This is a genomic window from Maribacter algicola, assembly GCF_003933245.1.
Taxonomy (GTDB): Bacteria; Bacteroidota; Bacteroidia; order Flavobacteriales; family Flavobacteriaceae; genus Maribacter; species Maribacter algicola.
The window spans coordinates 678272-692741 of the sequence record NZ_QUSX01000001.1 but is presented as its reverse complement, the minus strand read 5'-3'; the positions used below and the strand labels follow the sequence as shown (position 1 = coordinate 692741).

Annotated in this window: 14 protein-coding genes; 1 reads left to right on the top strand and 13 read right to left on the bottom strand. The window is 41.4% G+C overall.

Translation table 11 applies throughout. The annotated features are described in order from the left end of the window. Positions 1–120: 120 nt before the first annotated feature. Entirely contained in the window at positions 121–531 is a 411-nt protein-coding gene (locus DZC72_RS02950) for a VOC family protein (protein WP_125221402.1), read from the top strand. Between the two features lie 91 nt (positions 532–622). Here DZC72_RS02950 and DZC72_RS02945 read toward each other — a convergent pair whose 3' ends face one another. From DZC72_RS02945 to DZC72_RS02885, 13 genes are all read right to left on the bottom strand, one after another. After that, positions 623–1363, bottom strand: a complete 741-nt coding sequence (locus DZC72_RS02945; protein WP_125221401.1) for a hypothetical protein — start codon at positions 1361–1363, stop codon at positions 623–625. Next, positions 1351–3243 (bottom strand): PA3715 family protein, encoded by a 1893-nt coding sequence (locus DZC72_RS02940; protein WP_125221400.1) that lies wholly within the window; start codon positions 3241–3243, stop codon positions 1351–1353. The genes DZC72_RS02945 and DZC72_RS02940 overlap by 13 nt, the downstream gene beginning before the upstream one ends. A 10-nt stretch (positions 3244–3253) precedes the next feature. Beyond that, entirely contained in the window at positions 3254–4579 is a 1326-nt protein-coding gene (locus DZC72_RS02935) for a hypothetical protein (RefSeq protein ID WP_125221399.1), read from the bottom strand. Between the two features lie 9 nt (positions 4580–4588). Continuing rightward, entirely contained in the window at positions 4589–4936 is a 348-nt protein-coding gene (locus tag DZC72_RS02930) for a hypothetical protein (protein ID WP_125221398.1), read from the bottom strand. Positions 4937–4945: 9 nt separating this feature from the next. Next, entirely contained in the window at positions 4946–6109 is a 1164-nt protein-coding gene (locus DZC72_RS02925; RefSeq protein WP_125221397.1) for a hypothetical protein, read from the bottom strand. After that, the gene (locus DZC72_RS02920) at positions 6106–6723 is read right to left on the bottom strand and encodes a hypothetical protein (protein WP_125221396.1); all 618 of its coding nucleotides are present in this window, start codon (positions 6721–6723) and stop codon (positions 6106–6108) included. The genes DZC72_RS02925 and DZC72_RS02920 overlap by 4 nt, the downstream gene beginning before the upstream one ends. A 44-nt stretch (positions 6724–6767) precedes the next feature. Then, a complete protein-coding gene (locus tag DZC72_RS02915) occupies positions 6768–7799 on the bottom strand; it encodes a hypothetical protein (RefSeq protein WP_125221395.1) in 1032 nt (343 codons plus the stop codon). Positions 7800–7891: 92 nt separating this feature from the next. After that, entirely contained in the window at positions 7892–8908 is a 1017-nt protein-coding gene (locus DZC72_RS02910; RefSeq protein ID WP_125221394.1) for a hypothetical protein, read from the bottom strand. A gap of 44 nt (positions 8909–8952) precedes the next feature. After that, positions 8953–10017, bottom strand: coding sequence for a trypsin-like peptidase domain-containing protein (locus DZC72_RS02905; RefSeq protein WP_125221393.1), 1065 nt, complete (start codon positions 10015–10017; stop codon positions 8953–8955). A gap of 12 nt (positions 10018–10029) precedes the next feature. Continuing rightward, entirely contained in the window at positions 10030–11235 is a 1206-nt protein-coding gene (locus tag DZC72_RS02900) for a type III secretion system chaperone family protein (protein ID WP_125221392.1), read from the bottom strand. Positions 11236–11299: 64 nt separating this feature from the next. Next, positions 11300–11683: a hypothetical protein gene (locus tag DZC72_RS02895; protein ID WP_125221391.1), complete on the bottom strand. Its 384-nt coding sequence runs from the start codon at positions 11681–11683 to the stop codon at positions 11300–11302. A gap of 84 nt (positions 11684–11767) precedes the next feature. Beyond that, positions 11768–13471, bottom strand: a complete 1704-nt coding sequence (locus DZC72_RS02890; RefSeq protein WP_165869253.1) for a hypothetical protein — start codon at positions 13469–13471, stop codon at positions 11768–11770. 38 nt (positions 13472–13509) lie between these two features. Beyond that, the gene (locus DZC72_RS02885; RefSeq protein WP_125221389.1) at positions 13510–14457 is read right to left on the bottom strand and encodes a cadherin repeat domain-containing protein; all 948 of its coding nucleotides are present in this window, start codon (positions 14455–14457) and stop codon (positions 13510–13512) included. Between the last annotated feature and the right edge of the window lie 13 nt (positions 14458–14470).

The window sequence follows — 14470 nt, the reverse complement described above, 5'->3', positions numbered from 1 at the left end:
TGATGGTCAATTCTAAGAATTTGGGTAATCATGTTTGTCGGAACTATTCTTGTTTCTCCATGGCCCCCTGCATTTCCTTATGTTGTTTATATTTGATATGACCACCTAACTTTAAATAATATGAAATCAATATGGCTAAATTTACCGGTTAAGGATATTGAAGTTTCCAAGACTTTTTTTAAACAAATTGGGTTTAGGGAGAATCCCATGCATGCCCATGCCGATCATATAGGAAGTTTTTTGATTGGTGAAAACGACTTTGTTTTAATGCTTTTTCCAGAAAATGCCTTTCAGCATTTCGCCCAGACGGTTATTTCAGATACAACTAAGGGTTCTGAGGTGTTGATCAATATAGATGCACAATCCAGAACGGAGGTAGATGAAATGAGGATACGCGTAAAAGAGGCAGGGGGAAGGATATTCGCCGAACCCGCCGAAGTAGATGGTTGGATGTACGCCATGGGGTTTATCGATAGGGACGGGCACCGTTGGAGCATGCTGCACATGGAAATGGATAAAATGCCGAAATAGTTTGGATTTATTGGCACCGCCAAAGAGTTAAATTCCCCGTATTCTATCATCAAAACAACTGTTTTGGGCTGATTTTAATTGGGAAATGGTCTTAAATGCGCAATCGAAGAAATTCCCATTCAAAGGGTTTTACCAATGATTTTAAGGTCTTTAATTTTTTAAGTTCAAATTTAATGGTTGGTTGTGTCTCCAGTACCTGTTCATCTGTTTCATCATTGACTGTGCTAGTACTGATATGCATTGTTTTGTTTTCAAAATCGATATCATAAGCTATATCCTCAGCTGATACGCGTTGGGCCTTATTTTCATAATAGGCCACCAATTCAAAGGCTTTTTTCCGGTATCTGAAACTATAGACGTGTGTGGACCAAGAGGTACATTCCCTGCACTGCCATATATAGAACAGTATCTGAAATTCGCCGTCCGGTAAGATTTCAAGCCCTTTAAATGGCTCATCCATGGTGGGGGTATTTCTATTGATGATAAAGGTGTTTGATTGCAATACTTTTTTGAACTTTCCATTGCGTTTGCCAAAGTAGATGCCCAATATTCTGGGACTTGTAACTATGGTATCACTTTCAAAATCATCGGTATATTGAATTGTCTCTTTTACGGGGCTTTGTATGGCAAAGGCTATGTCTTCGTGCCCATCGCCGTTGAGGTCTCCCTTAGCTTCGGATAACACCTGCCAGCCTTCGGGAATCAAATCCTGTATTTCCATTCCAGATTTGGGTAATTTGGGATACGATGAATTCTTTTGGGCATTGCTTCCTAAAGCCCAAAGGGCAATGCCAACAAAAAACCAGTTTTTAAATTTCCTTATTTGTTCCATAGTAGCGATAGCTCATTGTTTTTATACACATATCGTACATTATGGTTCGCAATTACCTCCTCATGCTCTCCACCTGGATTGAGTATTAATCTGTCCGTTTTAAAGGAAAATTCAATTCCCGCTTTACCTTCTTTAATTTCTATGATTTCAGTCAAATAATTAGTACCGATTTGCTCAGGGTCGTATCCCTCAACATCAAGAGTTCCTATATGTTCTATCTTTTCATCCTGATAGATGAAAACTTCGCCGCCAAATGGGTATTCAAAACCCTTTTGACAAATAATGATGGTTTTATCCGAGGTATCGCTTTTGTAGAAAAGAGGCTCAAAATGGTATAAATCTCCGAAACCTTGAGATTTGTAGCGTATTTCGTTATCCTCATTCAGGATGAATAGTCTATAACCGTTATCATCTTCGGTGTCGGGCGATACTAATTCTCCATTTTTGGGAACATAAAGACCGATCATTATTTTAAAAAGACCCATTTGATACATTTCGGTTATATGAACATTGTCAATCTGAATTTTTTCCACCTCTTCCGGTTGAAATTCAGAATACATGTTGGCATCCAGTTCATATTCAGAATAGCGCCAGCCATTGAATTTTAAAATCGTTTTTTGGGGATCAAGTTTCATATCCGATAGGCAGTCCCCGTTTTTATCTTTATAACTATGGGTATATGAATTTTCAGTATCGACCCGAATATCAAAATAGCCGTTGGTTTTTTCCTGGCCGATACTAAGGCTCTTTTTCGTCTCGGTAAATTCACCGTCACAATCGCCGTCCCATTCGCCGCCGTAATCTTTCATGGTGTAATCAGACAGTACTTTTAACAGGCTATCTCCCGATTTTACAAAAAGGGACAGGGTTTTATCCGAGTAGGGGTTGACCCTCGAATGCCCAATATGGGAAACGGTGACCCCAAAGGCCGATTTGTCTTCGGTAATTTGGTAGGCTGTCGGGTCTATTTGAAGCCCATCCAATTCAATGGCATCAGATTCCCAATTGTTGGTTTCGTTGCTCTCAAAGTAGTTGTTTTTAATTTTTCCTGAACGGTTGTCCGCAATGACGATGTGGGCGTTGAGGTCAAAATACATCTCACCTTCATCTACTATTTCTGGAATGACCAGGATGGTTTCTTTTGGATTATCGGGGTGTGGTGCGGAGGAAATTAGATGGGTGTTGGTTTGTACCCAATCCAATTTTAAGTCGGTCAAAACACCATCGATCAGAGCAAAATTTTCAAAAGCATCGTTCAATTTTTTTGTATTCACATGGTTGATACTACCATCATAGGTTATTTCAAATTCGATTTCCTGTACCTCTTTGTCATTGGCCCAAAAAATTTGGTTGACCGTTAACTTGTTTTCACTGATCCTTGAGACGGTTCTTGCCATGGATTCCGCTATTTCATCGTAAGCAACAAGTTGATGATCGATGATGTTTCCATCGGTATCAAAATTGATCAGTACCGTTTCCATCTCATGTTCTCCATGCTGAACGGTTACGACAAAGGTGTGAAAATTGGTGTGTAAAGGAAGTTTGTAAATAGCAATGGGCTTATAATACTCTTGATGTTTATCAAAATCTTTATAAACTTTGTCCAATTTCAAAGCTTTAACGTCTATCCCATCAGTATTATCTTCTGTAAAACTGTCAAAATTGGTAGTTTCTGTATGGGGTAGTGTTTTAGCTTGTGCGAGTGAAATTATTTCTTCAAAAGTGAGCGTTACGTTATTGTCAATGATGGCTGCCGCCCTTGTCGCAACACTATCCAAAATAACTTCGTTTTCTTGGGCAGATGACTGGGGTTTATTTTCCTTGGCTACCTCACCGCACGAATGTATAAGTAAAGCCAGAAATAAGTATTGAATCTTCATTTTAGTCTTTTTATTTGGTTTCTACGTGCCTAATATCAAATTCCTCCGCACCTAGAACGGTCAAACTATAGGTTTCTTCCAGCACTACATTACCACCGCCACCGCCTCCTTCATTAGCAATCGTTAGGTATAGTATCATTGGGTTATCTGTACCGTTGATGACCATTTCATTAAAATCGTAATTGCTTAACGTAAAACCTTCGTTGCCTTTGATGTTGAGAACGTTATCCGTAAAAGTGATTTTGATGGAATCAAAATAGTCCTTATTCTTCCAATAGTCTAGTATGTGTTCTTTAAGTGCCAGCACAAAGAGTTGCGGGTCGATATTTTCGGCAGCATCTGGGTTCATGTTTGTTTCTTCTTCGGTCAAGTCCGATTTTTTGGTATCTACCAACATGATGTGCTCTGGACCATATTCAAACACATCGGTCTGGGAGTAGTGCCATGATTGGGATTCGCGCATATTCATTCCGGTTACCTTGTAGTTTACCGTAATCATTTTTTTAGATGCATCGGTTTGAATGAGAATCTCATCAAAAGTGGTCTGCACGGTTGCCGTGTTTGGAATTGTGGGGCAGCTTTCCAGTTTTTTGAGGGCAATTATATCCTTGGCAAACCATTTTTGTAAAAAGCTGCGCTGTTTTTGGGAACACTGATGGTCCAAATCTAAGGCCGAAACAATTCGGCACCAGAGCACACGTTCGTTACCTCCGGAATCATAGCCCTGTTCACATTCGTTACCGATGTCATAGGCCACGAAGGCCAAGGCCGCTTTTTCGGGTGGGGTGATATTGTGTAAATAACTATGGTTGATGACTAGGGTACTGATAGTGTCTTTTACCGCTTCGTTATAAGCATTCTTTCTTTTTAAAAATTGAATGGGTTGGTTGCTCGACGCTATTTTTTTGGCATCCAAGGCCATTTCTACAATATCCATGGCCTCTTCGTCACCCGGCATCGCGATACTGTCCAGTTGCCATTGCACTACAATTTCATCGCCCTGTAAAAAATTATACTCTTCGTTATCGAACCAATCCCAATTATAGGCCAAGGAAACTTCTTTGTCATTTTTATTCCCAATAAGATATCGATAATCATAGTCGTCGTTGTAATCGATAAATTCCAAAGTATCTGTATAGATTGTATTTAAGAATAAAAGTTCGTTTGGTCGTAATGGACTGTTTACCTGTATTGGAGTTTGATACGTTTCAAGCGTATCAATTTGATTTCCAATTGCTTCTAGCTGCTCCACCTCTATTTCGGGTGTTTTTTTATCCTTAGCATCTTGCTGGCAGGAGACGAGCAGTAGTATCAGTAAAAAGGTTAGATTTTTCATTTTTATCTTTTAAATAACATCAATCACAACTTCTAAAATATAATGGACTATGGCTACGAAAACTGTTATAGCCAACAGCAAAGCAATGCGCATAAGGGTTCTATTGCCCCCTTGTTTGAGTTTTTTACTAAGAACAAAAAAATCTATGACTATAAAGAATAGGGCGATTATGGCCCCAAATGGCAAACCAATGAAGACCAGGCCGTGTAGATAGAAAACTTTTAATAGGTAGCCAAAACCTCCTATACTTTCATCCTCGGCGATATCGCCCAATAAAAGCCGCATATACACAATACCCATAATCAGGGATAACATCGTCCAGAACATGTAGGTCAAAAGATGTTTTACGATTCGCATGTGCTGATTTTAATTCATTTTTTCTTTCGTGCAAAGCCTCTCCCTCTGGGTTTCGTCTGGCATTCCTTCTAGGCTTTCAAAAAAGTCGGCATCTTCTAGATTCAATTCCTGTACCACATTACAGACATAGATAAAGGCATCTTCTTGATTGCTGCTTTGGGTGCTGTAAACGGTATGGGTAAGTACCCAAGCATTGTTTTTAAATGCAATGTGGTAATCGGCCTCTAGAAGTCCGCCATCCATGAATGCCGTTTTGACCACAAAACCGCCTTCGTCAGCTATCACATCTACAATTTGATTACCACCATCTTCTGAAAAATTGGTGGTCTTTAAAGTGAATTGGTATTCGTTTCCTTTTTTTAAGAAAAGAAAAAGTTCATCTCCTTGATATTTTTCCGCGCTTATGATTTTATCTGGAGTGCCGTCATTGTTTATGTCTATGTCCCGTATAAAAAAGTGCTCGTTTTCTACATAATCCGACAAGGTGTAAGTGACATTGTTTTCTTCATCTGGAAATGGATCCGGGTTTTCATTGTGGTCATAAAATCCTGTTTCAAACAGTTCTTCAAGGATTCCTTTTTTGGACGGACTCAGATGGGAGGCAAACTCGGCATCAAATTTTGGATGCGGCCCATCAAAGAGAAAAAACAGCACCGATTTGGACGTTTCATCATCCAACTCGTTTATCAAATAATATTTTTCGTTTTGTATAATGTATTCAAGAACATGGTGTTGGAAGTAATTGATCCCATCGGCTTCCCATAGGCCATTCTTACAAATAGCTATAATTTTCTTTTCGTAGCTGGGGTATTTATTGGTGCGCAACAGATAAAACAAATATTCAATGTAGTGCACGCTGTGTTCGTACAATTCGTGGGGTGCGTCATCTTGCATGTTCCACCCAAAATAACTTTGAAACTGCTGGAAGTCTTCAGGAAATTGCCGCAGAAATTCCTCCTCATCCTTATCCTCCATAGCCTTATATAGATTTTGAATGCTAATTTCCTTCACCCCCTTTTCGTTTGATAGGGTCTGGGTTTCCCAATGGTCTTCTTTAGTGGTCGGGCTGTCTGTTTGCCGTTGACCTTTGTGCTGTTCTAAGGGTTTGATCTCTTTGTTTCCTTGGCCGCAAGACAACAATAACAGAATTGGTAAAGCGATTTTTAATTTCATTGTTGTTCAAAGGTTTTAGGTTGAACTTGAATCGAAACCAAATTTTTAAGGCTATCCGCCTTGAAATATTCCCCATCCCTGTACCAACCGATTTCACCACAGACCAAGGTCGGATCTTGTGCACAAGGGTCATAATAAAATTCGGCCAAACAATAGTCGGTATACATACCCAATTCCTCGGTTACAAAACCGCCCAAGTCCTCTTCATGATCCAAAAAATAACCGGTACCCGCTTCACCAATAAACCCGAAGGTAAAACCGCCCAATTCATAAAAATAGATGCCATTCTCGTTTTTATAGGCCAATGGCTTTCCTGTTTTATGCTCGGTTTTAAAGTGTTCTTTTATTTTTTCCTTAATGGCACTTTGGACTTTGATATAGTCCTTATCCGGATATTTGACCAAATACAGGTTTGAATATACTTCGGACTGAATAAAACGCATGTTTTTAAAAAAGAAATGGTTAATACCCAATACCATTCCGCCAAAAGCCAAAACCACCAGTGCTACCTGAACCCGCCTTTTACTTTTTAGGGTCCATTTGAACAACCGAAAGCAAAGCAATACTAGCAGAATCGCGATGATGAGCAGTAATATGAGCAATACTATGAACACAGGTTTGGTCTTTTAAATAATTAAAATGGATTCATCGGCTTAAGCTAATCCAGAGCCTTTTTGTCTATATAAACGATGTACAAAGGCTTTTCCGCATAATCCGCATTCTCATGGAACACCCGTATCAAATAGCTGCCTTTTTCCATTGTATTTTGGTATTGGTCGAACAATTGAGATTCTTTTTGAAGGTATTCTTCTATTGTGTGAAACCCTTGATTTTCCAGTAATGAAAATTGGAATGCTGTCCCTTGTGTTTTCGATTCTATCCGGATGGATACTTGGGCATTCTCTTCCAAATTCAACAGGAAAAATGTGGCGTTGGCGTAGAAGGCATTGGTGAAAGAGGAATGGCTCATGGGTTCATTTAGGGCCACCGCATTGGCATAAAACAGGGGTTCCACAAAGTTGATGATTTGATTCTGCCCATTTTTATCGGGCCTTTGATAGGAAAACAATCCGCCATCGATTTTAAATCGTAATTCAGGTTGTTTTTCCATAAGGTCTATCGCATAGCCAATTTTTGTGGGGAACATGGGTTGATACCATTCATTATTGTAAGCTTGTGGATTTTCAAACTGAATATGTTCCAAATAAACAGTTTGTTTGTCTATATTGATGGGATAGACTCCTTCCAAAACATAATCGATGTTTTGAATGTCTTTTAAGGCCTCCTGAATATCTTCTTTGGAATTGCCTTGAAATGAATGGAATCGGGTCACGAAAGCACCACTTTTCTTGAAGACCCAATTCTCAACCCCCATTTCGCTCTGTAATCCGAAGTGGATGAACTTTCCTTTTTTAAACCTATACATGGGTTTAAATCTTCCGAAGTTATTGGTGCAACCGGCACATTCCGTTTTCACAAGATTCTCCAAAAAGGGAATGGAATCGCTTAGATTTTCCAACTTTGAGAGTTCCACATTGGTCAAAGCATCTTGAAGGGATTTCGTAACAGGTTTGTTCACCATTTGTTGATAATGATAGTCTATTTCCTTCAACACCTTATAAGCTGCAAGTTCTTGTTTGTCAATAAATAAAGACTTGCAAGACCCCAATAGCGCAACAAGAAGTAGCACAACACAACCCTTTCTGAAGGTTGTGTTATGTTTTAAGATTTTCGCTATTAAATGCATGAATCTCTTGAACTCTAATTATATCGTTTTTATTGCTAAGGCAAGGTATTTATCAAAACTTCCAATTCACTTTCAGTGGCCGTGTTCAATTCCGTATCCGAAATGGTGATGGTCTGCCCATCCACTATAGTGACCGATTTTATACCATAAAGCCATTGCCCATTTTCTTCACTTGTAAAAATCACATGGCATTCCAATCCGATAGGGATTTGACCATAGTGTTCACTAAAGCGTCCGGTTGCGGCATCATACGTATCCAAATAGGCTAGGGCATTGGGTTCCCCTACATAGGACAGGTACACCCTACTGTTTTCATTGTTAAAACCTTCGGGAACCTCCACCAAAATTGTGGTTTTTGGCCTTGGGTCGCTAAAAAATCGGTCTACGTTGGTCCAGCCGAAATCGCCAAAGGGGGCCACAAAGAAGCGTTCCCCTTGGTCGCCGTTCTGTATGGCGGCTTCAACAGGATCACCATTGGCATCTAAGTTTTCTATCCAAACAAAACCATCGCAATCATTATCCAAACCATCACAATCATTGTCGCGACCCTTGCCTGACCAAAGAGTCATTTCCGTATCAACTCCTCCTGTCAAATCTGCCGGAATGGTGGCGACAATATCACAATCCTCGTCAACAGGTTCCCCGTCCTGGGTGATGTTCAAGAAAAATTCTCCACCTGATATTAACAAGGCTTTGTCACCATTGGGAAGGGTGCCCATGGTGGGTTTATCTGTAGTCAGCATGTGGCCCCGATCAAAAAGCTCAATCACCTGAACATCGACCATGCCCGTAACCGGATTTCCATTTTTGGACAGGCAATTACCGTTGATAGTAAAAAAGACACCATTTTCCGTGCTAAAAAATCCTGTTTGTGCAGCATCCAATTGAAAGTTTTGGACTTTGTGCTCAAGCGAAGCACTTTTAAGTTGGGCAAAAGCCTCGGGCGTCGCCCTTATAGGAATTTCCCTTTCTGGGGATTCATCGCTGGAGCAGCTAAGCGCAATAGCCATTCCTGCCATACAGACGCTTTTGATAAGTGTTGTTTTCTTCATTTTTTAAAGTTTTGGGGTTTGATTGAATTTGGCATCCTTAGATGCTATTTGCTGTAATGGGTCATTTCCGCACCAAATTTGGTTACGAAAGTATTGTCCAGCGCATCGGCTTTGATGGCCAAATGGGCCAAGTTCTCCAGTATTTCGTTCGTATGGTCGGAGTATAAATCGCTGATATGAATGCGGTACGAGAGATAAATCTGATTGTCCGAAATAGAAAGTCGATGGGGTTCCGTATCCGCCGTTAGGATATACTCGTACACCTCCGCTAGATTTTTTCGAGGCAAATCGTTCAAGGGAGAGGTGGCGAAGAGGTAATTGTTGTCATAAACGAACATGCGAATCTCCGCACTGCCCTGATGAAAATACCAACGTTCCCGGCCCGACCTTGCCAACACGGGATTGATGTCCAATTTGGAAATGGCTGCCTCAACTTTAAGGCTAAAATCGGAAAGTTCGATTTCCTCAAACAGTTTTTCATCGATGTTGGTGCCGCAATTGGGGCAATAATCGCTCTTTTCTTCAATAAGACCCCCACAGTTGGAACAGCCAAGGGTAAAGACATTGGTTAAGTCGTTCACTACCCGTAATTCTTCCTTTAAAGTTTCCAAAGGGATGGCAAAGCCCATGTTATCCGCATCGGAGAATTTTGAGGTGACTATACCCATCAGTTCCCCTTTTTCATTGATCACGGGGCCACCGCTGTTACCGGGATTGATGGCCGCATCGGTCTGTATAAAATAACTACCACCAATACTTTGACGGGGATTGGAAACAATGCCCTCCGTTACCGTAAACGGCATGCCGTAAGGGTAGCCAAGTACGATGACCTTGTCACGGGTCTGTGAAACGGTACTATGGTCAAGAAGCACAGTGTCTACGGGTTTTGGAAGGCTATCTGCCCTTAGAAAAGCGATGTCCTTACCGGGATTTACGTACAAAACCTGAGTCAGGTATCTATTTTTATCTTTTCCCTTCACACTAACGGTATGACAACCGGCCACCACGTGGTAATTGGTGATGATGATATCGTTTTCCCTACTGTAAAAACCGGTGCCCGTGCCGTTTGCGGTGTTTATTTTATATACGGAACTTTCTATGTTGTTCATCCTTCCTGGTATTTAATTCGTTTTGTAATTGGCCATGAGCTGTTGCATCATCGCCATGGATTGTTGCATTTGTTCGCCCATTAATTTGGAAAGGTCCATCCCAAAATCCATCCCTGCGAAGGAATCTTCCATAATGGCCTGCATGCCCTTTAAGAGTATGGGCGCCGCTTGGTGATACTCCAACCCGCTGGCCTGTGAAAGCGCATCTGTGATGGGTTTGCTGATTTCCTCGTTGACCAAGTTGTAATAGAAAAGGCTATAAAAACAGGATTGCAATAGGTTCACCGCATCCTCAAACCTGGAATTGGAAATCATTTCCTGAACTTCCTCATAACTTTCCTGCCAATTTTCTCGGATATTCTCCTTCTTACCGCTGTATTTATAAGGAATGAAGGTTTCGATTTGGTAGAGATCCGACAGGAATTTTTCCTCTGGAAGTTGTTTCAATTTTTCCAAGTCGGATTTTCCGTTCATCAATCGGTCATGAAAAGGGATTCTGCCGTCATAGAGGGCATCCAAAGCCTTTTCAAGTTGGGTTCGCAAATATCCTTGGGGTTCTATATAAAACTCCAGATTTTTCAAGGTGATTGTCAAGGCGTACCAGGCATTGTTGCCATGGCGCTTTTCCAGGTAACGTTCAAAACGTTCTAGGCCATCCGCTATTATTTTTTGACAATTGGCATAGGCTTCCTGTTTGATGGCCTCGGAAAACGAACGGATTTTTGGTTCCTGAAGGTGTTCTGCATCAAACTTTTCGATAAACTCATCATCAAAACTATCTGCATAATAACAGACTTCGCGGAGCACCCCATAGACTTTGTTAGGTTCGCAAAGGGTAATGGGGCAGGAAAAGGCGAAGAATACCAAATCGCCCTCCAAGACCAGATTGGTCAAATTAAGTGGCGACATTCGAAGTTCCGCCAACCTTCGCATCAAGGGAACTTTTTTGGCATTGGCAATGTTCAAAAGAGGACATTTGACCCATAGTTCATCCGCCGTTTGGGTAATGGAGATTACCACGGAGCCATGCGGGATGTCATAGGTTTCTCCCTTCTTCTTGTTTTTAAGGTTGGGGTCGATATAATCCAATAGGGTAGGTATTACCTTTTCAAATTGTTTGTTATTGAAAAGACCTACCGCTTCGTCCCATTTTTCGTCTTGTCTTGTGGATGTTCTTTTGGGATGTATGGGTGGATAATATGTATTGCTTTTGCTCATTGTTATCTCTGCTATGCTTGGTTCGTTTTATGTAAGTGATTTTGGCATTGGCCAAATTGGTTGGCTAGGCTGCTTTGGCTACCAACTTTTCTAATTCGTCGAAGGCCTTTTGTTGCGAACCTTTTAATACGGCGTTTTTAATGGCTTCCCCTGCAATTTCTAAAACACTCCTATAGGCTTTTACGCTTTTACCGAAATAGGCGTTCAATACCTTATTGGGTATAAAATGACTGACTTTTAAAGTGTTGTCATTTACAAAAAGGGCCTTTACGGCGTGCATGCTGCTTTTTTTGATGACCAGGCATTGGGCCATTTGCCCATTGGCGTCGATAGTGCCTTCCCAAATATCGTATTCGATAGAGCAATCGTAGTTTGTTTGTGTCTTAATGAAAGTCCTAAGGCTATCCAGTGAATTGTATTGGTCTTGAATTTTAAGTAATGATTCCATTTTGGTTTGTTTTAAGGGATATGGAACCACGCTACGTTTGACCGAAGCGTGGTTTTTATTTTAGTTTTGAAGAATAGTAGGGTTTTAAAAATCTGTCCAGGCTCTTACTGGTTTCGCAAAGTATATGTTTCCATCTTTACCACTACCACCTACTACACCGGTAGTAAGATTGACCAGTCTTGCGGCGGTGGTGTTAATCTCTGTAGAACTCCAATGAAATTGATATGTTAATTGTCCTCCATTTGCGGTAGTTGTGGTGTTTACGATACTTATATTTGTATATATTTCGGTCAACTCATCTTCACTAGGCAAAAACCAATCATCATATCCGTTTAAATCTAAATTCGCAATCTGTTCAATTACACTTCCCGAAGTTCCACAACCTGACGAAACTATTGCCGCTGTATTTGATGATCCAGTGCCTATTGCCGTTCCCGTGGCACCAGTAACAGTACCTGTACAACCCCACGTTCCTGAATAAAATTGATTACTTACCGCAACTACCAATCCTTCACTGTTGTTACTAGCCGGGTCTATCCAAAAGATAACGCCCCCATATTTATATTCACCAACTTCGTTTACATCGTTTAGGCTCACCATGGCATTGGCAGATACCATTTGGATACCATTACTTACCGAGATGGTCGCCAGCATATTGGGATTGGTCTCAAAATCGAAAAGGGTTTCGTCCGCAACGGAAAGTTCCCCCGTACTTTGGTTGATCGCAAATGCTCCTGCTGGATTCTGGAACGTAATGGTATAGGTCAAATTGGATCCGCTGGCCTGTAAGGTTCCAATGACATCGCCGTTGGATGGGTTCTCGTCAATGTTCATATCCGTATTTTGTGCCGATACCTCATCCACATCGTTTACATTGACGGTAGCGGTTGAGGAAGTTGTCTCTACCCCATCCGTTACTGAAATTTCTGCGGTAATCACTGGATTGGTTTCAAAATCGAATAGGTTTGGGTCAATGACGGTCAATTCTCCCGTAGTGGCGTTAATGGCCATCGCCCCCGTTGGTGTTTGCGAGGTAATTGAAAAATCCAATGTACCGTTGCCATTTGTCTGTACCGTGCCCAAAACCTGACCATCCGTTGGATTTTCATCCACGGCAACCGTAAAGTCCTGGGCCGTTATTTCAAGGACATCGGTAAGTGTAACGGTTACGGTAACAGGGTTCTGGGCATCCTCGATAGTAACTGTGGCGGTAAGCGTCGGATTCGTTTCAAAATTAAAAGCGGCAGCATCCGCTACGGTCAGTTCCCCCGTGGCCGAATCAATGTCCATGGCACCGGCCGGTGATTGCGCTGTTATTGTAAAAACGGAGGCATTGCCCATAGTTTGTATACTACCAAGGACTTGTCCGATTGTAGGGTTTTCATCAATGGTCACTGCCAAATTCTGTGCGGTAACTTCGTTGGTATTGTTAAGTGTAATGGTCACGGTTACTGAATTTTCTGCATTGTCAGCGGTGACTATCGCTGTGATTGTAGGATTCGTTTCAAAATCGAATAATGATGCATTTGCAACTGTAAGTTCTCCAGAAGCGCTATCTATGCTTAATGCTCCGGAAGGTGATTGGGAACTTATGCTAAAATTTATGGCAGCACCCTCGGTTGTTTGAATGGTACCTACGGTTTCCCCATTACTTGGGTTTTCATCCATGGATACCTCCAAATTCTGGAGATTTACGGAGCTAGGTTGGTCATCGTCCTTGTTACAGCCCACTGCGATAAGCAATACCAAGGCTAGATATATCTTTAGGTTTTGAATTTGTTTTATCATGGTTTTAGGTTTATCAGTAAAATAGTTTTTCATAGAAATTAAAATGCGGTTAGGATTTCATAATTGCCGACGAAAACCCCTGTGACCGTTTCACCATTATCATCTACATAGGAGTAACTACAATCAATGGTGCCTGTCATGGCATTTAGGTCGAACGTTCGTGCGTTGATCGTGAGCAAATTGGTAGGGCCGCTACCTTGGGGCAAGGCAGTGTGATTGAGCAAGGTACCATCCGCTGGTTGTCCAAAGGTTTGGCTGCCCACGGAAAGTGTATTTGTAAAACTACTTACCCCGTATCTTGAATAATTGTTACCACTCATGACGATGGAAACGAACCCATTGGGATTGGTCTGTGGGTCCCAAACAAAAAATGGTGTCGCAGCCAAGGTAGGACTAGTAAAAACCAGGTTACAAGTTACTTTTGTAAAAACTGTCGTTGTCGTTTCAAAAGCGATTTCATTGGCGGCATCCTCAATGATATCCCCATCCGTAAACACAAAAGTGAATTCGCGGTCGTATTCGCCATCGAGAGAGGCATCGTCTACCAATAGATAGGCTTTTGGCGTAACGTAGGCATCAGAACCGATCACAAATTCCGTATTGGTATTGCCAGGTGCTGAGGATTCGAACAAATCGTTCAGGTCGATGGTGATTATGGCCGGATTGGCCGCATTATCGGCTGTAACACTAGCCGTTATCACGGGATTCGTTTCAAAATCGAATATTGAGGTATTCGATACCGTCAGTTCACCTGTGGTGGCATCTATGCCCAAAGCTCCTGCTGGAGTTTGAGAGGTAATGCTGAAATTGGCAGTGGGCGCGTCGGATTGTACCGTTCCCACAGCATCACCATTTGCAGGATTTTCATCCAAGGATACCGTTAAATCTTGAAGGTTTACCACCACGGTGCCATCGTCACTGCTACAGGAAATATGAAGTACAATGGTCAAAAGGATAAAGATGTTTGATTTAAAAAAATGTCGCATAATAGTTTTGCTT

Coding starts and splice junctions, on each gene's coding strand:
- DZC72_RS02950 (WP_125221402.1), top strand. CDS start 121: ATGAAATCAATATGGCTAAATTTACCGGTTAAGGATATTGAAGTTTCC.
- DZC72_RS02945 (WP_125221401.1), bottom strand. CDS start 1,363: ATGGAACAAATAAGGAAATTTAAAAACTGGTTTTTTGTTGGCATTGCC.
- DZC72_RS02940 (WP_125221400.1), bottom strand. CDS start 3,243: ATGAAGATTCAATACTTATTTCTGGCTTTACTTATACATTCGTGCGGT.
- DZC72_RS02935 (WP_125221399.1), bottom strand. CDS start 4,579: ATGAAAAATCTAACCTTTTTACTGATACTACTGCTCGTCTCCTGCCAG.
- DZC72_RS02930 (WP_125221398.1), bottom strand. CDS start 4,936: ATGCGAATCGTAAAACATCTTTTGACCTACATGTTCTGGACGATGTTA.
- DZC72_RS02925 (WP_125221397.1), bottom strand. CDS start 6,109: ATGAAATTAAAAATCGCTTTACCAATTCTGTTATTGTTGTCTTGCGGC.
- DZC72_RS02910 (WP_125221394.1), bottom strand. CDS start 8,908: ATGAAGAAAACAACACTTATCAAAAGCGTCTGTATGGCAGGAATGGCT.
- DZC72_RS02905 (WP_125221393.1), bottom strand. CDS start 10,017: ATGAACAACATAGAAAGTTCCGTATATAAAATAAACACCGCAAACGGC.
- DZC72_RS02900 (WP_125221392.1), bottom strand. CDS start 11,235: ATGAGCAAAAGCAATACATATTATCCACCCATACATCCCAAAAGAACA.
- DZC72_RS02895 (WP_125221391.1), bottom strand. CDS start 11,683: ATGGAATCATTACTTAAAATTCAAGACCAATACAATTCACTGGATAGC.
- DZC72_RS02890 (WP_165869253.1), bottom strand. CDS start 13,471: ATGATAAAACAAATTCAAAACCTAAAGATATATCTAGCCTTGGTATTG.
- DZC72_RS02885 (WP_125221389.1), bottom strand. CDS start 14,457: ATGCGACATTTTTTTAAATCAAACATCTTTATCCTTTTGACCATTGTA.